At 61.7% G+C, this 19,990-nt stretch carries 19 protein-coding genes; 2 read left to right on the forward strand and 17 right to left on the reverse strand.

The window, feature by feature from the left end; genetic code table 11:
- Positions 1-179: 179 nt before the first annotated feature.
- From PMW70_RS01565 to PMW70_RS01605, 9 genes are all read right to left on the reverse strand, one after another.
- Complete coding sequence (locus PMW70_RS01565; RefSeq protein WP_271743688.1) at positions 180-569, reverse strand: metal-dependent transcriptional regulator; 390 nt, start codon at positions 567-569, stop codon at positions 180-182.
- Positions 570-757: 188 nt separating this feature from the next.
- Positions 758-1,528: a Cof-type HAD-IIB family hydrolase gene (locus PMW70_RS01570; protein WP_089572086.1), complete on the reverse strand. Its 771-nt coding sequence runs from the start codon at positions 1,526-1,528 to the stop codon at positions 758-760.
- A 6-nt stretch (positions 1,529-1,534) separates the two neighbouring features.
- On the reverse strand, positions 1,535-3,394 hold the full coding sequence (locus PMW70_RS01575) for an ABC-F family ATP-binding cassette domain-containing protein (RefSeq protein ID WP_271743689.1): 1,860 nt from the start codon (positions 3,392-3,394) through the stop codon (positions 1,535-1,537).
- Positions 3,395-3,690: 296 nt separating this feature from the next.
- Positions 3,691-4,563 (reverse strand): phosphate ABC transporter ATP-binding protein PstB, encoded by an 873-nt coding sequence (gene pstB, locus PMW70_RS01580; protein ID WP_192934525.1) that lies wholly within the window; start codon positions 4,561-4,563, stop codon positions 3,691-3,693.
- Positions 4,560-5,486 carry a phosphate ABC transporter permease PstA gene (pstA, locus tag PMW70_RS01585; protein WP_271743690.1) on the reverse strand — a complete coding sequence of 309 codons (927 nt, stop codon included), beginning with the start codon at positions 5,484-5,486 and terminating at the stop codon, positions 4,560-4,562. Before pstA ends, pstB begins: the two co-directional genes overlap by 4 nt.
- Entirely contained in the window at positions 5,479-6,387 is a 909-nt protein-coding gene (pstC, locus tag PMW70_RS01590; RefSeq protein WP_117735919.1) for a phosphate ABC transporter permease subunit PstC, read from the reverse strand. The genes pstA and pstC overlap by 8 nt, the downstream gene beginning before the upstream one ends.
- A 24-nt stretch (positions 6,388-6,411) precedes the next feature.
- Positions 6,412-7,350 (reverse strand): phosphate ABC transporter substrate-binding protein, encoded by a 939-nt coding sequence (locus PMW70_RS01595; protein WP_161194520.1) that lies wholly within the window; start codon positions 7,348-7,350, stop codon positions 6,412-6,414.
- Between the two features lie 319 nt (positions 7,351-7,669).
- Positions 7,670-9,106 (reverse strand): M20 family metallopeptidase, encoded by a 1,437-nt coding sequence (locus tag PMW70_RS01600; RefSeq protein WP_161194519.1) that lies wholly within the window; start codon positions 9,104-9,106, stop codon positions 7,670-7,672.
- Positions 9,107-9,160: 54 nt separating this feature from the next.
- Entirely contained in the window at positions 9,161-9,823 is a 663-nt protein-coding gene (locus PMW70_RS01605) for an HAD hydrolase-like protein (protein ID WP_089572099.1), read from the reverse strand.
- 156 nt (positions 9,824-9,979) lie between these two features.
- Here PMW70_RS01605 and PMW70_RS01610 point away from each other — a divergent pair, with 156 nt between their 5' ends.
- Positions 9,980-10,840 carry a DegV family protein gene (locus PMW70_RS01610; RefSeq protein ID WP_118206530.1) on the forward strand — a complete coding sequence of 287 codons (861 nt, stop codon included), beginning with the start codon at positions 9,980-9,982 and terminating at the stop codon, positions 10,838-10,840.
- A gap of 93 nt (positions 10,841-10,933) precedes the next feature.
- Here the strand turns inward: PMW70_RS01610 and PMW70_RS01615 are convergent, their stop codons facing one another.
- From PMW70_RS01615 to PMW70_RS01635, 5 genes are all read right to left on the reverse strand, one after another.
- A complete protein-coding gene (locus PMW70_RS01615) occupies positions 10,934-11,242 on the reverse strand; it encodes a type II toxin-antitoxin system RelE/ParE family toxin (RefSeq protein WP_055250871.1) in 309 nt (102 codons plus the stop codon).
- Between the two features lie 2 nt (positions 11,243-11,244).
- The gene (locus PMW70_RS01620; protein ID WP_055250873.1) at positions 11,245-11,544 is read right to left on the reverse strand and encodes a type II toxin-antitoxin system RelB/DinJ family antitoxin; all 300 of its coding nucleotides are present in this window, start codon (positions 11,542-11,544) and stop codon (positions 11,245-11,247) included.
- A 113-nt stretch (positions 11,545-11,657) separates the two neighbouring features.
- Positions 11,658-12,416: an LOG family protein gene (locus PMW70_RS01625; RefSeq protein ID WP_117564470.1), complete on the reverse strand. Its 759-nt coding sequence runs from the start codon at positions 12,414-12,416 to the stop codon at positions 11,658-11,660.
- 213 nt (positions 12,417-12,629) lie between these two features.
- Positions 12,630-13,769, reverse strand: a complete 1,140-nt coding sequence (gene tgt / locus PMW70_RS01630; RefSeq protein WP_271743691.1) for a tRNA guanosine(34) transglycosylase Tgt — start codon at positions 13,767-13,769, stop codon at positions 12,630-12,632.
- 461 nt (positions 13,770-14,230) lie between these two features.
- On the reverse strand, positions 14,231-15,031 hold the full coding sequence (locus PMW70_RS01635; protein ID WP_006235414.1) for an SDR family NAD(P)-dependent oxidoreductase: 801 nt from the start codon (positions 15,029-15,031) through the stop codon (positions 14,231-14,233).
- Positions 15,032-15,325: 294 nt separating this feature from the next.
- Here PMW70_RS01635 and PMW70_RS01640 point away from each other — a divergent pair, with 294 nt between their 5' ends.
- Complete coding sequence (locus tag PMW70_RS01640) at positions 15,326-17,089, forward strand: coiled-coil domain-containing protein (RefSeq protein ID WP_271743692.1); 1,764 nt, start codon at positions 15,326-15,328, stop codon at positions 17,087-17,089.
- Positions 17,090-17,456: 367 nt separating this feature from the next.
- On the opposite strand, the gene queA is transcribed toward PMW70_RS01640, so the two are convergent.
- From queA to PMW70_RS01655, 3 genes are all read right to left on the reverse strand, one after another.
- Positions 17,457-18,668, reverse strand: a complete 1,212-nt coding sequence (queA, locus tag PMW70_RS01645; RefSeq protein ID WP_271743734.1) for a tRNA preQ1(34) S-adenosylmethionine ribosyltransferase-isomerase QueA — start codon at positions 18,666-18,668, stop codon at positions 17,457-17,459.
- A gap of 70 nt (positions 18,669-18,738) precedes the next feature.
- The gene (locus PMW70_RS01650) at positions 18,739-19,314 is read right to left on the reverse strand and encodes an epoxyqueuosine reductase QueH (protein ID WP_089572108.1); all 576 of its coding nucleotides are present in this window, start codon (positions 19,312-19,314) and stop codon (positions 18,739-18,741) included.
- A gap of 67 nt (positions 19,315-19,381) precedes the next feature.
- Entirely contained in the window at positions 19,382-19,951 is a 570-nt protein-coding gene (locus PMW70_RS01655) for a DUF3267 domain-containing protein (RefSeq protein WP_271743693.1), read from the reverse strand.
- Between the last annotated feature and the right edge of the window lie 39 nt (positions 19,952-19,990).

A 19,990-nucleotide genomic window follows, 5' to 3' on the forward strand; every position in this document is an offset into this window, starting at 1 on the left:
TCTGGTCTGCGGAATGTTTTCAAAACCAAGCCCGGTCCCGGCCTGCGATGACGTTGCTGGTGGTTCTTGGGCATCGCTTGCTGGCGGGGTTCCTTGGCTGAGTTAGACTTGGTTGGTAGGGCCTCCTGTCCCGGTCGCTGGTTCGCGCTTTGCGCGAACGGCGCGCTACTGGGGGAACGTTAGTCGGTCATTGTTGGGGCCGATGTGCCGTCCCGGCCCAGCATTGCCCTTAGCTTCTCAAAGCTTTCCTCGCTCAGGCAGTGCTCCATGTGGCAGCCCTCTTGCGACGCGACCTCAGCCGAAACACCCGCATCCTCCAGCAGCCCCACGAAAAAGCAGTGGCGCTCCCACATTTGACGGGCAACCTCAAGACCGCGTTCCGTCAGATGCACGTCGCGTTTGCCCATCTCCACGTAGCCGGTGCTCTCCAAGGCCGCCATGGCTTTAGAGACGCTTGCTTTGGTTACGCCCAAGTATTCGGCAACGTCGATCGAGCGCACGATGCCCTGACGTTCCGATAGAACGTAGATCGATTCGAGATAGTCTTCTCCGGATTCACGCAGGGCCATGGGCCGCCTTTCGCGATGGCTTCTAGTTAGCCTTTGGATACTTTTGCTTGATTTACTTTACCGCAAAAGTTGCCCATGTCTTACTACTTTGCCTAAAAGTTAGCTGTGTTTCACAAAACGTGCGGGACGAAAACAAAATGGGGACGCCCCGCAAGGAGTGTCCCCAGGCGCCGGGTGCCGGCCCGCAGTTACATCAGCCCAAAGTGCTTGGCGGCGTTGTAGATGCCGTCGTCATCCACGGCGGTCGTCACATAGGTCGCTGCAGCTTTCACGGTCTCCTGCGCGTTGCCCATGGCCACACTTGTGCCCACGGCCGAGAACATCGACAGGTCGTTCTCGCCGTCGCCAAAGGCAATCGCCTCGCTCGCGTCGACACCCAGGCGTTCCAGCGTCGCCGCGACACCCAGGTCCTTACCGCCGTTGGCAGGGATAATGTCGCAGAACAAATCACACCAGCGCGTAGTGAGAGAATGCGACACCGCGTCGGTCACGATATGTTCGTCGGCAGGGTCCACAAAGGCGCAGAACTGGTAGACCGGCGCATCGAAGGCATGCTCAAACGGTTCCTCGTGGTAGACAATCCCCGCGTTGCTGCCGGCCGTCACCACGCGCTCGGACAGGCGGTTCACAAACGAGTTCTCGCCCTGCATACACAGCGAGTCATAGCGCCCCTGCGCCACCTGGTCCACAATCGCCGCGACGTCGTCCGAATCGATCGGGCAGCTGCGGTAAACGCCCTTGGCATCAAAACAGTGCTGACCCGAAAGCGTGATGTACGCATCCCAACCAAGATCGAACAGCCAATCGGGCATCTGATAGGTCGGGCGACCCGTGGCGATCACGCACGCAATCCCCTGCTCATGAAAGCTGTCGAGCACCTGCTGCGCCGACGCCGGAATCCGATGGGTCTTAAAGCTCAGCAACGTGCCGTCGATATCGAAAAACGCGGCCTTGATCATCCTCGCCTACTCCTCGCCCTCGAGCTTTTCGCTCGCCTCGAGCCACGCCATCTCCAGCTCGTCCATGGCGGCATGGGCCTCGTCGATCTTTGCCTGCTGTTCGCCCAGCGCCGTGTAGTTGCTGGGATCGACCTGGGCCATGGCGGCCTCGGCCTCCTCCACGCGGGCGCGCTGCGTCTCCATCTTGCGCTCGAGCGAGCTCACCTCGCGGCGGAGCTTCTGGCGCTCGGCATTGGAAAGTCCGTTGGGCTGGCCGCTCGACTTGGGCTTTTCGGCTGCAACCGCTGCGGCGCCGGTGTCGAACGTGCCGGTCTTGGCGCTCGGCGCGCCCACGGGCTCGCCCTCGGCAGTAGCGTTGCACAGGCGCAGGTACTGGTCGACGCCGCCGGGCATATGCGTCAGATGACCGTCAAGCAGCGCCCACTGCTGGTCGGTCACGCGCTCCATCAAGAAGCGGTCGTGCGTCACCAGGATCAGCGTGCCCGGCCAGCCGTCGAGCAGGTCCTCGACAATCGCCAGCATGTCGGTATCCAAGTCGTTGCCGGGCTCGTCCAGGATAAGCACGTTGGGCTCGTCCAGGATCGTCAGCAGCAGCGACAGGCGACGGCGCTGGCCGCCCGAAAGATCGCCGATGCGGCTCCAGAGCTGCTGCGTCGTAAAGCCCAGGCGCTCGCAGAGCTTCTCGGGCGAGGTCTCCTTGCCGTCGATGACATAATACTTCTTATAGTTGCTCAGAACCTCGCGGATCGTGTCACCCATGTAGGGCTCGAGCTCCTCGAGCTGCTGCGACAGCACGCCAAAGCGCACCGTCTGGCCGATCTTCACGCGGCCGCGCAGGGGCGCGATCTTGCCCTGAATCACGTCGAGCAAGGTCGACTTGCCGGCGCCGTTCTCACCCAGCAGACCATAGCGGTCGCCCGCGCCGATAAGCCAGGTCACATCGGAGAGCACCTGCTTGGGCGCGCCGTCGGTATCGGCATAGCCGGCGTCCACGTCGATCACGTCGATGACCTGTTTGCCCAGGCGACTCACGGCGAGGCGCTTGAGCTCCAGCTCGTCGCGCACGGGCGGCACGTCGGCGATCAGCTCGCGGGCGGCTTCCACGCGAAACTTGGGCTTAGTGGAACGGGCCTGGGCGCCACGGCTCAGCCATGCAAGCTCCTTGCGCGCCATGTTGCGACGGCGCTCCTCGGTAACCGCGGCCATGCGGTCGCGCTCCACGCGCTGAAGGATATATGCGGAGTAACCGCCCTCGAAGGGGTCGACCTGGCCGTCGTGGACCTCCCACATGCTAGTGCAGACCTCGTCCAAGAACCAGCGATCGTGCGTGACCACGAGCATGGCGCCCTGGCCGCGCTGCCAGCGAGCCTTAAGATGGCGTGCAAGCCAGTTGATGGTACGCATGTCCAGGTGGTTGGTGGGCTCGTCGAGCATGAGCACGTCGTAGTCACCGATCAGCAGGCGCGCGAGGTCCACACGACGGCGCTGGCCGCCCGAAAGCTCGCCCACCATGCCCTCCCAGGGCACATCGCTAATAAGGCCAGCGAGGATCTGACGTGTACGCGGGCTCGAGGCCCACTCGTACTCAGGCGTGTCACCGACGACAGCATGATGCACGGTGTCGGTATCGACCAGGTTGTCCTTTTGGCCGAGCAGGCCGATCGTGGTGCCGCGGCGATGCGTCACGCGGCCGTCGTCGGGCTCCAGCGTGCCGGCGAGTACACTCAGCAGCGTCGACTTGCCGTCGCCGTTTTTGCCGACAATACCAATACGGTCGCCCTCGCCCACGCCGAGCGTTACGCTATTAAAAATATGCTTGGTGGGAAACTCTAGGCTGACGGAATCGCATCCCAAAAGAATCGCCATATGCCCTGCTCCTTCGTAGAAATTCAACGTTGTCCATGATAGCAGCGAGCCCCACCCCAAAACCTACCAAAAAGGGACAGGTTTATTTTGGCAGGTTTTATCTGGGCAAACGTCAGGGCGCTCCGAGCACGCTCCATGGTAAAACGTTAACCTGCCAAAATAAACCTGTCCCTTTTTGGCAGGTCGAAGGACGTGAACAACGCAAAAAGGCGGGCCATCTCGTAAAAGAGATGACCCGCCTCTCCAATCAGTCCCGCGGCAACCGTGGCCGCCGCGGGCCTCAAGCATGTCCCGGACTAGGAGAACATGCCGGTGAGGTAATCATTCAGCCGCTTATCCTTGGGCCGTTGGAAAATCTCGTCGGTCTCGTCGTACTCGACCATATCGCCCATGTAGAAAAACGCCGTGCGGTTGGACACGCGCGACGCCTGCTCCATGTTGTGCGTCACGATGACGATGGCGCGGTCGGCCACGATCGACGACATGAGGTCCTCGATCGCCAGCGTCGAGATGGGGTCGAGCGCCGAGCAGGGCTCGTCAAACAGGATTACGTCGGGGTTGAGTGCCAGCGTGCGCGCGATGCACAAACGCTGCTGCTGACCGCCCGAAAGCGCGTAGGCGCTCTTGTCGAGCTTGTCCTTGACCTCGTCCCACAGGGCCGCACCGCGCAGGCTTTCCTCGACCATGCGATCGAGCTCGTCGCGGTCGGTGATGCCGTGGCGCTTGGGCGCAAACGTGATGTTGTCTCGAATGGACTTGCGGAAGGGGTTGGGCTGCTGAAACACCATGCCAATGGACCGGCGCAGCTCGTAGGTATTCTCGGTCTTGGTGTTCACGTTGCGTCCGCGGTAGCTGATCTCGCCCTCCACGCGGCAGCCGCGAATCTCGCGATTCATCAGGTTGAGGCTGCGCAAGAAGGTCGACTTGCCGCAGCCCGAAGGCCCGATGAGCGCCGTGATCTCACCCTTGTGGAAGTCGAGCGACGTATTGTGCAGCGCATGGTGGTCGCCATAGTACACGTTGACGTCCTTGGTGGAGAGCACGACCTCGTCGCTCACGGCCTTGCCGCTCACGCGAACACGTTTCTCGCTCTCCCCCACGCTCGACAAAAAGTCCTGGGTGTCGGACGATGCCGCCTCGGTTGCGGGCGTCGCATTCGTCTCGCTCATTCGGCCGTCATCCTCCTTGCCAGTTGCTTGCCCACGATACGGGCGACTACGTTAAACAGCAGCACGCAAATCATCAGCAGTGCCGCAGTGCCCCAGACGATCTGCTGGGCCTCGGGGCTGCCCTCGCCATAGATCTTGTAGATGTGCACGGCCAGCGACTCGCCGGGACGGAACACGTTCCAGGCGCAGGTGGGGCTCGACAGGTTAAAGCTCAAGAAGTTCAGGCGAACCGGCGAGCTCATGCCCGAGGTAAAGAGCAGCGCCGCGGCCTCGCCAAACACGCGGCCGGCCGAAAGCACGATGCCGGTCACGATGGCGGGCATGGCCTCGGGAATCAGGATGTGCAGTGTGGCCTCCCAGCGAGTGAGGCCCATGGCCAGGCATGCATCGCGCTGGGCCTGCGGCACGTCCTCGAGCGCCTGCTGAATCACGCGCACCAGGATGGGGATGTTGAACATGGTGAGCGCGACGGCGCCGGAGATGATGGAGTACTTCCAGCCCAGCTGCACCGAGAACACCAGAAAGCCGAACATGCCTACGACAATGGAGGGCAGCGAGGACAGCGTCTCGATGGCGGTCGAGGCGATGTCGCGAATAGGCCCATCGGGCGCGTACTCAACCAAAAAGACCGCGCCGCCCAGGCTGATGGGCACCGAGATGATCAGGGTGATCAGCAGCAGATAGAACGAGTCGAACAGCTGGTAGAGCACGCCGCCCTGCGCTCCGTTGGCGCGTGCGGGCTGCGTGAGAAAGCCCGGCTGGAACAGCGTCGAGATACCCTCGAACAGGATGTAGGCCACCATGGAGACGACGATAAGCATGACGATGGCGACAATCGCCGTCAGCACGCCCGTGGCGATGCGGTCCTGCTTTTGGACAAGCCCGAGTCTCGCCTCGTCGATGTGGATGCGCGTGCTAGCCACGAGCCTTCGCCCCCTTGCGGCCAATGAGATGGATGATCAGGATAAAGATGAGGCTCATGCCCATCAGCAGCAGACCGAGCGCCCACAGGACGTCGTCCTGCGCCGAGCCCTCGGCATAGACCGCCATGGACGTGGTGAGCGTGGTGGTGATGGTAGACGCCGGCGACAGCAGCGACGTCGGCATGGCCTCGATGCCGCCAATGACCATGCGCACGGCGAGCGTCTCGCCAAAGGCGCGGGTCATGCCAAGGATGACTGCGGTCATGAGCGAGGGCATGGCGGACTTGAGCACCACGTGCCAGATGGTCTGCCAGCGGGTGTAGCCCAGCGCGAGCGAACCCTGGCGGTAGCTATCGGGCACGGCGCGCAGGCCATCGACCGAAAGCGTGGTCATCGTCGGCAGAATCATGACTGCCAGCACGATAGCGCCGGGCAAGATACCCAGACCCGTGCTCACATGGAAAACGCTCTTCATAAGGCCGACGACCACGTGAAAACCGATCAGGCCAAAGACGACCGAGGGAATGCCGGTCAAAAGCTCAATAAGCGGCTGAAAGACCTTGGAGCCAAACTTAGGCTGGATCTCGACCGCAAAGATGGCAGAGCCGATGGCGATGGGCAGCGCGATGAGCGTGGAGAGCACCATGACCGCAAACGAGGTGACGATCAGGGGCAGGGCGCCGGTGTAGGGCAGGCCGTTTTCGGCTGTGTTGGCCAGGTCCCACTTGGTGCCGGTGAAGAACTCGACGACCGAAACGCCGTCCTTGAGAAAAGCCGAGAGGCCCTTTTGGGCGACCATAAAGATGAGCGCGGCAACGACAAGCGTCACGAGCGCTACGCACGCGCCCGTGACGCCCAGGCCCACGTTCTCAAGGTCGCGCTTTGGCAGCTGTTTTGCCATTGCAAACCTTTCCGGGGCGATTACTTATTTAGCGGAGACCTTGCCGCTGGCGTCCTTGACGACCTTCATAGCAGAGACGGGGATAAAGCCCTGCTCCTCGACGAGCTTGCCCTGGACGTCGTCGGAAAGCATGAACTCCAGGAAGGCCTTGGTGGCCTCGTCGGCGTCCTTGGAGCAGTACATGTGCTCGGTCGCCCAGATCTTGAAGGAGTCGTCGGTGACGTTTGCGCTCTTGGGCTCCACGCCCTCGACCTTGATGGCGTTGAACTTGGAGTCGTCGAAGTGCGAGAAGTCGAGGTAGGAGATGGCATTGTCGGTGCTGCCCATCTGAGTCTGGACATCGCCGGACTTGTCGAGCTCGGCGTCGCCCTTAAAGTCGACGGCCTCGTCGCCAAAGACGGCGGCCTCGAAGGTGGCGCGGGTGCCGGAGCCGGCCTTGCGGTTGAGAACGACGATCTTGGCGTCGTCGCCGCCGACCTCCTTCCAGTTGGTGATCTGGCCGGAGAAGATACCCTTGAGCTGCTCGAGGGACAGGTCGTCGACCTTGACGTTCTTGGAGACGACGGGGCCCATGCCCACGACGGCGACCTCGTGGTCGACGAGGTTCTTGACCTGGTCGGCCTCGAGCTTGGTCTCGGCGAAGACGTCGGAGTTACCGATAGTGACGGTGCCGGCGGCGACAGCGGTCAGGCCCTTGCCCGAACCGTTACCCGAGCCAGAGACGGAGACGTCCGGGTTGGCATCCATGAACTTCTCGGCAGCAGTCTCGACGAGAGCCTGGAACGAGGAAGCGCCGTCGTAGGTCACCTCGCCCGAGACGGACTCGGCAGCAGCGGCGCTGCCCTCAGCAGCGGTGTTGGCGGCGTTGGAGCCGCCGCAACCAACGAGACCGAGACCGACGATGCTGGCAAGACCACCAGCGAGGCCGAGGAACTGACGACGAGAATAAGCCTGATCGAGCATGATCTTCCTTTCATACATGCGACTCGCGGGCACCCTGCCCGCTTTGCTGTTTGGAAAGATACGGCCCCGACCGGGCAGCGCCCGCGCCAACTGCGGTTTTTTACGGGCATCTGATAGACCCTTACCGCAAGCGCGGCTCGGCTTTACAAACGAATAACAAACCCGCCACCAAGCATGACCCGCCTTTTACACCAATAAAAACAAAGTTGCGGTGAAATAGTTCCTGCTTGGCCATCAAATGGCCCATTCTAGGAACTATTCCACCGCAACTTAAAAAGCCCGGACGAAAGGGGTGCTAAGTTGTTAAAACGCCGCAGCCTTAAAGCTCAAGCTCGTTCAAACGTAAGATTGCCACGATGTAGATCTTGAGCGCCTGCTTGAGCTGTTCCTCGTTGGCGCACTCATTGGGGCCGTGCATCTGGCCGCCCCATGCGGGCAGCTCCAGGCCGGTCTCCTCGGGGCCAAACGAGACGGCGCGGGCAAAGTTGCGTGCGTACGTGCCGCCGCCCATGGCAAAGGGCTCAGCATGCTTGCCCGTAAACTCGTTATAGGTATCAATAAGCGCCTTCACGGCCGGATCGTCGGCAGAGACCGAGAACGGCACCTTCGCACGACCCACACGGCACGTCACGCCAAAACGGCCCACGAGCGGATCGAGCTGCTCGCGGATGGTATCGGCACTCGTGCTGTCGGGGAAGCGCACGTCGATGACCTGCTCGATGTGGCCATCCACCACACGGATGACGCCGGGATTGCTGGTGAGCGGGCCAAACGCGGGGCTCGTCGCATCGATGCCCAAGCCGCGGCCATAGGCGTCCGCATGCACAAAAGCCAAAAACTTGACAAACTCGTGCTCCGCAGGCGTCAACAGGCGCTCGTCACGGGCGCCAAACGCATCCTCGGCCTCGCGCAGATACGCCACGATGAGGCCGACGGCATTGATCGTTCCCTCGGGCATCGAGGCATGACCGCCAATGCCGTGGGCGAAAATCTGGGCATGTCCGTTGTCGAGCGCTGTGATCTCCAGGCGGTCGGCGTTCTCGACCGGTGCCGGCAGCTCATCGGCGTCAATCGCAAGCTCGCAGATAGACTGCGACGGAATGGCGTTGCTCGCCTCGGCACCGCTCCAGGACACAATACGGCCGCCGTCGATCTTGGAGCTCACAAATGTCGCCCCAAACTGGCCCTTCTCGGCATTGCAGACCGGGAACTCGGCATCGGGCGTAAACAGAAAGTCGGGGTCTGCGTGGTTCTCCAGATAATGGTGAACGTCGGACATGCCCACTTCCTCATCGCAGCCCAGCAGCGCGCGGAAGGTATAGCGCGGCACAATGCCGTGTTTGAGCAGATAAGCGCCAGCGTAGAGCGACAGCACCGCCGGGCCCTTGTCGTCGATCACGCCGCGGCCGAGTAGCCAGCCCTCGCGACGCTCCATCGCAAATGGGTCGGTATTCCAGCCGGGGCCGGCAGGCACCACGTCCACATGGCAGATAGTCGCGAGCTGCTTATCGCCGCGACCCGGAATATCGGCGATGCCCACAAAGCCCTCGTCATCGCTCGTCTGGTAGCCGAGCTTTTGCGCAATGCCGAGCGCGCAATCGAGCGCATCACGAACCGGGCGGCCAAACGGCGCACCGGGCTCCGCATCGGCAGCAACGGCCACAGACGGATAGCTCACCAGCTGCTCGATATCGGCGACGACATCTTCCCAGACCTCGTCGACATACTCAGCGACGCTCTGCTCCACCTGATTCATAGACTGCCTCCTTACCAATGAGCGGCGAGCGCGCTCGCCCCTCACATTACGTCATTAGATAGAGAAAAGTTTAGCAAGCTCGGCCACCGAGTGCACCACTGCATCGGCACCCGCCGCCTCATGCTCACCCGGCGCCGCCGCGCCCGAATAGATGCCGATGCACGGCACGCCCATCGCGTGCGCACCCTCGACGTCGTTAAAGCGATCGCCGATCATCACGGCATCGTCCGCCGTCGCGCCGAGCGCCGCCAGGGCATCGCGAACCGAATCGGCCTTGGTCTCGCGCCCCTGCGGCGGATTCATGCCAACCACGGCTTCGAACTGAGAAAGACCAAGCTCATGCACCATGTCGATGCATTTGGCCTCCATGCGTGACGTCGCCACGGCCATACGCTTGCCCCGGGCGGCCAACTCATCCAGCAGCTCGGGAATCCCATCGAACACGGGGTACTCCTCCGGTCCCAGCTCATCAAAAAAGGCGCGGTACTCGTCGGCCACCACAAGCGACTCCTCGCGGGAAAAGCCGTAAAAGTCGTGAAAGCTCTTCCACAGGGGCGGCCCGATCATGCGGCGCAGATCACCCATCTGCGTCTCCGAAAACCCGCGCGCAGCCAGCGTCTTGCGCGTCGAGGTCATCACTGCCCGACCCGTATCGGCCACCGTGCCGTCAAAATCGAACAGCACAACCGGCCGCTCGCAAAGTTGCAATGCCGCCATCGGCACCCTTCTTCCCCAGTTGATGATTTCCACACCACCGCTTCAAACTGTTGACTATTCAACAATTGAACCTAGCAATGTAGAGCAACTCCACTATACTTGTCGCACTTTGCTTTCAGAAGGCGGCGCTGCCGCGCCCCAACGAAAGGTGCAATTATGTCTTTTGCCATCATAACCGACTCCACGTCGGACATCTCCCCCGCCCGCGCCCAAGAGCTCGGCATTTACGTGATTCCGCTGCATGTGATTATCGAGGGCGAGGACCTGCTCGACCAGGTGCAGATTACCGCCGAGGAGTACGTCGCCCGCATGGCCGGCTCCGAGCAGCTGCCGCACACCTCGCAGCCGAGCGCCGGCGAGTTCAAGGCACTCTTCGACCGCGTACGCGCCGACGGCCACGATAGCGCGATCTTTATCTCGCTATGCAGCGAGTGGTCCGCCTGCTATGCCAACGCATGCCTGACGGCCGAAACCCACGAGCTCGACGTGCGCTGCATCGATTCGCGCACCGGCTCGGGCGCCGAGGGCCTGCTGGTGGAGTACGCGCTGGCCATGCGCGAGGACGGCCGCAGCCTGGACGAGACCGAGGCGCAGATCCGCGCGACCCTGCCCGACGCCCACCTGTTGCTGATTCCGCGCACGCTCGAGAACCTCGTTAAGAACGGCCGCGCGCCCAAGCTCGCCGGCCAGTTGACGCAGATGCTCAACATTCGCCTGGCCGTTTCGCCGGAGTGGAAATCGGGCGAGATCAAGGCCGTCAAAAAGGGCCGCGGCGCCAAGCGCATCGTTGCCAACACCATGACCGATTGCCTCGCATTTTTGGCCGAGCATCCGGGCTCCAGCGTGCGCGTGCTCACGACCGGCGCCGCCGAGGAGCAGGAACTTGTCAACGAGGCGCTCGCGGGCCAGGACTACGTAGACGCCGGCACTGGCCCCATCGGCTGCACCATCGCCACCCACGTAGGCGTCGATGCCATCGCCATCAGCTACTGCCCCCGCTACCAGCCCATCCACTAGGGGCACCTTTACCTCTTGCGGTGGAATAGGGACTGTTTTTGGCTTATTAGCCGCCAATCAATCCCTATTCCACCGCAACTTAGAAAACGGCGATCAGCCCAGCGGACCCTGAAACAGTTCCTGATGAGTGCCCATTCTCACCAGCCTAATCACTGGGTTAGTCTTATGGGGAAGATAAAGAACGACCACATCGACCAAGCCATCGGATAGGTGGAAATCGATGTGGCCGTTGTAGTTTCCGCCCGGGTTTGAGAGCTCGTGGGCGCCATACTCCGCCGGAAGTGACCCATGAGCCACAAGCTCTGCAACCGCCGCTTTAAACTCACTTTTTAGCTGCGGATGCATGCGCATCGTTCGTTTGTAGTCCACCTTAAATTGAGCCTCGACTTTAATCTCGAACATCGCTATTCCTCATCGAGGAATGACATAAGCTCATCAGCGTTATTGAATGACAGGCTATCGTCCGGCAAAATCCCCAGCTCATGAGCCTCGGCGATCACCATGGCGCGCCTCGTCACCTCGTTGGGCACCTCCGCCCTTCCTACAATCTCAAAAGGAATCTTTCGCTGATTTACCAGCTGCCGAACGGCAAGATTGAGATAGGAATTGAGGCTGAGGCCGACCGAATCCAAGAACTCAGTCGCCTGCTCCTTGAGCCCCTCTTCGATTCGAACCGTCGTAGGCTTAACTGTTGCTGTAGACATTTGCGACCTCCTCGCCCTCGTCTTTTACACCAGTATACCCAATATAAATGGCAATCTGATGTTAGATAACATCAGATTGCCATGCGTATTCATGTCGCGTGGGCACGATTGATCTACATCAGCCCGCTGAGCGCAATGTCAACGGCCTCGTTGAGGTCGTCGGTAATGTGTACCAGATCCGGATCGAGCGGGCTAATCATACCGGTGCTCATCACCGGGCCGTTGAGCCAGTCGAATAGGCCCTGCCAGTACTCGGTGCCCACCAGCACGAGCGGCATGCGCTTGACCTTGTGCGTCTGCACCAGCGTGAGAACCTCGAACATCTCGTCGAGCGTGCCAAAGCCGCCGGGAAATACGATGGCGCCCGAGCTGTACTTAACGAACATGGTTTTGCGCACAAAGAAGTAGCGGAAGTCCATGCCGAGGTTCACGTATTTATTGAGCCCCTGCTCGTGCGGAAGCTCGATACCCAAGCCGACCGACTTGCCGTTGGCGCTCGCCGCTCCCCTGTTGGCCGCCTCCATGACGCCGGGACCACCGCCGGTGATAACCGCCACGCCGCGCTGGGCGATCTTGCGGCCAACGGCGCGTGCCGCCTTGTAGAGCGGATCGGTCTTGGGCGTGCGGGCACTGCCGAAGATGGTCACCGCAGGACCAAGCTCGGCAAGTGCGCCAAAACCATCAACGAACTCTGCCTGAATGCGCAGCACGCGCCAGGGGTCGGTGTGCAACCAGTCGGTCGAGTCCTCGGGCGCCAGCAGGTTGGCGTAGGTGTTGTCCTTGGGAATCATGGGGCCGCGCATGACCACGGGGCCGCGGCGGTACGTCTCGTCGTAGGCAGGCTCGCCCTCGACGTTCTCATTCTTAATCATGGGTACTCCTATCGAGAAAAAGAAAAGCGGGCGGGGTCGACGCCATGCGTCAAACACCCGCCCGAACATCAACTATTCGGTATGGTACCCACGATGCATCAAGTGCTTGCAAGCTATCGGTCATCGGTCGCGCAAGCGGTGTTAGCAAACGTGATGACCGGCCGGCGCTCGCCCCTTGCCGTTGCCCGCGCTCTGCAAGCGCCCGTGCTGCTCTTAGTAATCCACCGCCGCAGGGCTGTTCATCCAGTCGCTCACGAACGCGCCGTAGCGGCCCTCGATAATGGCCTGGCGGGCCCGCTGCATAAGGTTGAGCAGGTAGTAGATGTTGTGCATCGAAAGCAGAATGCCGCCGAGCATCTCCTTCTGCGTGACCATGTGACGGATGAGCGCACGGCTGTAACCGCCCGTGCACACCGGGCAGGTGCAGGTGGGATCGATGGGACCGTCGTCGTGCGCAAAGCGAGCGTTGCGGAAGTTGAGGCGACCCTCGCTGGAGAATGCCGTGCCCATACGGCCGGTGCGCGTCGGCAGCACGCAGTCAAACATGTCGATGCCCACGCCAACGCCGCGCACGAGCGTGGTCGGGTTGCCGACACCCATCAGGTAGCGCGGCTTATGCTTGGGCATGTACTCGCTCACGAGCGGCGCCAGGGTCTCGAACATGGTCTCGTGATCCTCGCCCACCGAATAGCCACCGATACCATAGCCCGGGAAGTCGCCGCACTCCTCCAGATGGCGCAGCGAACGCAGCCGCAGATCCAGGTGCATGCCGCCCTGAACGATGCCAAAGAGCGCCTGGTCATCGCGGGTATGCGCCTTATTGCAGCGCTCGGCCCACATGCTCGACAGCTCAACGGCGCGCTCAACGTAGGCGCGCGTGGCGGGATAGCCCGGGCACTGGTCGAGCTGCATGCAGATATCGGAGCCGAGTTTCATGGCGATTTCCATGTTGTCCTCGGGCGTCCAAAACACGTGGCGGCCGTCGTAATCGTTGACGATAAAGCGCACGCCCTCATCGGTGAGCTTGACGGCATCGTTGTGGCTGAAGACCTGGAAACCGCCCGAGTCGGTGAGGATGGGGCCGTGCCAGTTCATGAACTTGTGCAGGCCGCCCAGCTCGGCGATGGTATCCTCGCCGGGACGCATGGACAGATGATAGGTATTGGCGAGCACGATCTGGGCGCCGAGCTTCTTGACAGTCTCGGTAGGAATGCCCTTGACGTTTGCCTTGGTGCCCACGGGCATAAAGATCGGCGTCTCGATGTCGCCGTGCGGGGTGTGCAGTACGCCGGCGCGCGCGTGCGTCGTCGGATCCTCGGCAATCAGGTCGAATTTAAAAAGGTTCTGGTCCATAAACTGGAACTCCTTGGTTGCGGTTCATACGCAAACCATTATACGGGCAACCCGCAAGAAGCACCGACTCGACAGAAACTGGTGCGAGGAGGATACGGCAGGGACACGGCAAATGAGCGTGGATTTTTGGACGCTTACCGGATGAGCGTGGATAATCTCCCACTTTTGCCCAAAGCACAGCCCAAAAACGGGAGATTATCCACGCTCATTTTGCAGGTAGTCATTGGGGACGTTCTTAAACGACTAGTCAAACAAGAACGTCCCCAACGACTACATCCAACAGCCAGGGTAGCCCCGATGTTCTGGCAATGTCAGCGAGCGGTCACCAGAGCGAACAAATTGGCATGAAAAGAGGGCGGCATAGACCTTCTGGTCATGCCGCCCTCTTTGAATGACAAGTTGTCGCTCTGGTGACCGCGCAGCGTCGGCCCGTTACGGCGTTTGGTAAAACGCCGCAACTCCTACGGACGCTGGCCCATGCCACCCTCGAGGGTGACGGTCTCGCCGTTCATATACTTAAAGTCGGGACCGCAGAGCTGAACGACGACGCGGCCGATTTCCTTCTCGACGTCGCCGTAGTGACCCGCCGGCGGCATGTGGACGTTGGCCTTGAACGCCTCGGGATAGGCATCCTGGAAGTTCTCGAGCGCGGCGGTCCAAGCAAGCGGGCAAACGATATTGACGTTGATGCCGTCCTTGCCCCACTCGTTGGCGGCAACGCGAGTCAGACCACGGATGCCCTCCTTGGCGGCGGCATAGCTGCACTGACCATAGTTGCCAAACAGGCCGGCGCCCGAAGCAAAGTTGACCACGGAGCCCTTGGTCTCCTTCAGGTGCGGGTAGGCCTTCTGCATGTACAGGTAGGTGGCATACAGACCGGAGTAAATGGCGAGGTTGAACTGGTCCATGGTGTGATCGGCGATCGTCACGCCCGAAGCGCTGGCCTGAGCATTGTTGACGACGGCGTCGATGCGGCCGAACTCCTCAATGGCCTTGTCGATGACGTTCTGGACGACGGCCTCGTTGTCCTGACCAGCCGAGACATCGGCCTGAACAGGCAGAACCTTGACGCCGTACTCGGCCTCGAGGGATTCCTTGGCAGCCTCGAGCTTGGCAACGTTGCGGCCGGTAATGACGAGGTTTGCGCCCTCCTTGGCAAAAGCGATATCGATACCGTAGCCGATGGAGCCAGCGGAGCCGTCCTTGAGCGTGGCCTTGCCGCCGCCGGTGACGATCACGGTCTTACCAGTGAAAAGTCCCATATAAAGTCCTTTCAAATCGCGACGGGCCTGCCCGTCGACTGCGCGCATCCAACTTCACGCGCCAAAAGCTGAAATGCAACTTTAGCGGGTTCAAGTGAAAAATAAAGCCCATGGCAGGCGAACGGCGCAACGTCTTTCGGCGAAGGGAATGTCAAGTACAAACTGGATAAAGTGGCCGAGTTTTTGCTATCGACGCGAGCCATCGAACACGTTTTGAAACTTTGCTGCAGCGCGCGGGATGTCGGCGCGAGACTTTATCATAGGGTGACAAACAACGATGAGGAGCACATGCCTATGACAGACGAGCTGGACCCCCAGACTCAACAGCATATTGATGATTCCGCAGACGTCACTGCAGATGCCGACGCTGTGACCTGCGATGATATTGACCTCGACGGCCCATTCTTGGACGAAAACGCTACGGCGGAAACCCCTGGCGCCGAAGATGCAGACGAGCAAAACGACGATGCGCCCGCTCAGGACGACCGCCCCGTACAGGATGCTGCTCCGCAAGCTGCGGGCCCCATCGAGGTGTCTTCGGAAGAAGAGCTCGACGCCGTCATGGACTCCATGATGGATGCCGTCAAAGCGATGAAAGACGCCGTGGCCGACGCCGACGTGGATGCCGAGGAAGAGGAGGCCGCCGAGGCCGCCTCGACCTTTGTGCCCGGCGAGACCCCCGTTGCCGATCAAGGCAGCACCATGCCCTCGTTCCTGCAGCTCGAGCACCCCACAATTGGCGCCGACGCGGTCGATCCGCACGCAGCAGGCTTTTCTGTGGTCGAGGGCGGTACCGGCAATATCGCCGCGCCGCAGGCTGCCGATGCGGACGCTGTCGACACCGCTCGCCCGACCGCCCCGCACTCCCCCGCCGCGAGCCGCGATCTGGGGACCGCCGTCTCGAACACTGCGAACGCCGTGGGCGCCTTTATCGCCCAGGGCGCCTCGGCCATGCGTGAGATGAACGCCGCGAAAAAGGCACTTGCCGACGCCCGCGCCCACTTGGCCGAACTCGAGCAGCGCATTGCCGATCAGGCCGAGGAACTCGAGACGCGCCAGGATATCGCAGGCCGCTACGACCAGATCGTCGCCGACCAGCGCCAGGCGATTGCCGCGGCCCAAAAGACTGCAGCGGCCGCTGAGATTGACCGTGATGCCCACGCCGCCAAGGCGACAGAGCTCAAGGGCCAGCTCGAACAAATGAAGACAGAGGATGACGCGACTGAACTCCGCTTGAAGGCCGCGCTCGACGCCGTGGAGGCCCGCGAGGCGAGCTCGCGCGAGACCGGCAACCGCCTCGTTCGACGTCTTGAGGATTCCAAGCGCATCCGCGACAAGGTGAAGGCCGAGCGAGACGCCGGCATTGCGGCCGCACAACAAACCGTCGACGCCACGCGCGCCCAGCTCGAGACGCTGCGTCATGAGTATGCCGAGCTGCAACGCAATCCCTCGGCAAATCCCGCCAACTATACGGTGCGCACCAGCGAGCTCTCGATGCAGATCTCCGACACGGCAGATGCCCTGCGTAAAGCCGAAGAAGATGTCCCGCGCATCACCGCCGACCTTGAGCACTCGCTTGCCGCAGCCGAGCAGGCCGTCGAACAGGCTCAAGCCCCTATCGCCGACGCAAAACGCGCGCACCAAGCCGTGACGACCGAAGCCGATGCCGCGCGCGACGAGCTGCAGACGGCGAAGACGGCCGCCGCGACTCGTCAGCGCGAACTGCGCGAGAAGATCACCGCCGAGGACAAGGCATGCCGCGACCAGGAGCAGGCCATCGCCAATGCCCAAGCAGATGCCGCACATGCGCAGTCGATCATCGAACAGGCGACCGAGGTGCACGACCACCCAGAGATCACTGAGTCGCTTGCAGGATCCTTGGCCCGAGACAAAGCCGAACACGCCGAGACCGAGCGAGAAGTCGCCCAGCTCGAGGCCACCGAGGACGCGGTGCGCGAGCGTACCCGCGACTCACGCATCAAATTCACCGGCGCCATCGTCTGCATCGTCGCCGTGATTCTAGCGATCATCCTGGTCTGGCTCTTCGCGAGCAAGTAAACCAGTTGCCAAAAAACGTTCAACGCAGTTGCGGTGAGATAGTTCCTGTTTAGTCCTCAATAAGGCCAATTCAAGAACTATCTCACCGCAACCTATTTAGATCGACGCAAGGCAACCTATCCCTCTTGCACCAATCTCTTGACATAAGGACTGTCCCCAAGTGCCGACACAAAAGGAACGTCCCCAAGTGCCAACAAAGGCGACGCCGATGCCTTGGCAAAGTCAGCGAAAACCCGCCAGAGCGAGCAAGGTGCCTTGAAACGAGGCGGCATTGACCTTCTGGTCATGCCGCCGAAGTTGAAAGGCAGATTGCCGCTCTGGCGGGTTTGCAGCGTCGAGCCGTTACGCGGTTCGTAGAACCGCGTAACTAACAAATGAGCATGGCGTCGCCAAAGCTGAAGAAGCGGTAGCGCTCCTCGATGGCGGCGGCGTAGGCATCCATGATCTGGTCGCGGGTGGCAAGCGCGCTTACGAGCATCATGAGCGTGGAGCGCGGCACGTGGAAGTTCGTGATCAGCGCGTCGACCACGTGATAGGTCGAGCCGGGCATGAGGTAAAGCTGCGTCGTGGCGTTCTCGCGCGCCACGATGTCGCCGCGGCCGAGCGTGTCGGCACCGTCCTCGCGGCCTTCAAAATAGCGCGCTGTCACAGCCGGATCGGACACCGGCGCGTCCGCGTCAAACGCACTCTCGAGCGAGCGCACCGCGGTGGTGCCGACGGCGATCACACGATGACCCTCGGCCTTCGCCTTATGCACGGCGTCGACAACCTCCTGCGACACGTGGTAGCGCTCGGTGTGCATGACGTGCTGCGTAGGGTCGTCCTCCTCCACCAAGCGGAAGGTATCGATGCCCACCTCGAGCTCGACGGCGGCAAACTTCGCGCCCTTGGCCTCGATAGCGGCCATGAGCTCGGGAGTAAAGTGCAGACCCGCCGTAGGAGCGGCAGCCGAGTGCTCCTCCTTCATGGCGTAGACGGTCTGGTACTTCTCGGGATCGCCCTCGTAATCGGTAATGTAGGGCGGCAGCGGCACGTGGCCGGCGGCGTGAATGGCCTCGTCGAGCGTGCGCGGCTCGCCGGCGGCATTGCAACCGGCTGGCTCGAAGCGCACCAAACGGCCGCCGCGGCTATCGGTGACAAAGACGACGACCTCGGCCGTCAGCACCACGGGAGCCCCCTCGGGCGCATGGGCGCCACCGGCGCGATACTCAATCTGAGCACCGGGCTTCAGGCGCTTGCCCGGCTTGACCAGGCACTCCCAAACGTGGCCCAGCGGGTCAACATCCTCACGGCGCTTGAGCAGCAGCGTCTCGACCACGCCACCCGAGCCGGCTTTGCGACCGATCAGGCGGGCCGGCATCACACGCGTCTTGTTGATGACGAGCACATCGCCCGGCTCGATATAGTCGATGATGTCGCGGAAGATGCGGTGCTCAACGGTACCGCCGTGCTCCAGCGGCTTCCCCGCCTGGGAGCCTTTGCGATCCACCACCAGCAGGCGGCAGGAGTCGCGCGGCTCGGCAGGAGCCTGGGCAATCAGTTCCTCAGGAAGGTTGTAGTCAAAATCATCGGTACGCATAGACACGTCGGATACTCCTTATATAGCTAAAGTCCGCTCTACATCCTAGCAGGCTGACGTCCCAAACGAACTACTTTTTGGCGGCTTTGCGCTCGTCGCGGATGCGGGCGCGATCCATGGCCGCCTCGACCGCCGAGAAACGGCAGCCGCAGTAATTCTGCCGATACATGCCCAGCTCACGCGAACGGCGCGTAGCCTCGGGATAATACGGGCGAAAATCGCGAATCACCGGGGTGAGACCGCGGGCGGCAGCCAGACGCTCCAAAACATCATTGCAGGTATCGAACAGCTGATACGGCGAGACGGCGAGCGTCGTGCCCACAAACTCAAACCCGCGCTCCTGGGCCACGCGGCACGCCTCGGCCAAGCGCAGGGCATAGCACGAGCGACAGCGACGGGGCCGATCGGCACCCAGCGGGGCCACGCCGGCCTCCCAGCGCTCGCGGTCCTCCCCCGCCTCGATGAGCTCGATGTCGCCATCGGCACACCACCGGCGCAGCTCGTCCAGACGCCGCCGCCATTCATCGCGCGGTTGAATATTGGGATTGGTCCAGCAAATCGTGGGCTCAAACCCCTCCTCGCGCAGCAGGCGAACCGGCTCAAGCGAGCATGGTGCACAGCACGCATGCAGCAACAACGACTTCATCGACATCCCCGTCCCAGAAAACTCACCCCGACATCATGGCAGCTAAAATAGCCCCGTCCCAAAAAGACTACTTTGCGAAAAAGCGCACGCCAAAGGACGTGTCCTCGCAGGCAGCGATGCGGCGGTCGCGCAAAATGGCCCGCACGTAATACCAGTCGCCCACACAGCCCGACAAATGCAAGCCAGCCGCCAGGTAACACAGCAGCGGATAGCCCGAGAGCGCAAAGCCCAGGGCAAACGCCACCGTCAAAACAACCGTGGGCGCCAGGCAAATGGCCATGTACCGCCGACGCGAATACACAACGCCCTCGGCGCAGGCATAGATCATCGCCGTCTCACGATTCGCGCCAAAGGTCACATGCGCGCCCGCAGGCGCCAGCAGCTTAAAAAACACCGCATGCACCAGCTCGTGCACGGCAAACGACGCTGCAGAAACCGCAGCCACACCGACCATCCAGCCCACGACGGTGGTCCAGCCGCCCGCCTCAGCCGCGTCCAAGTCCGCAGGCCCGCCCAGCAGCATAAACACCGGCACCAGGCACACGGCAAACACCGCGACCACGGCCATCCCCCACACGAAGCAAGCGTGTAGAAAATCCTCGTCCTCAAACGCATGTATGTTGGAAATCTCATTCATAGCATCTTAGGATAGCGCCCCTGCCACGTACCCGTCCGC

It is taken from the genome of Collinsella aerofaciens (assembly GCF_028209625.1).
GTDB classification, from domain to species: domain Bacteria; phylum Actinomycetota; class Coriobacteriia; order Coriobacteriales; family Coriobacteriaceae; genus Collinsella; species Collinsella aerofaciens_AM.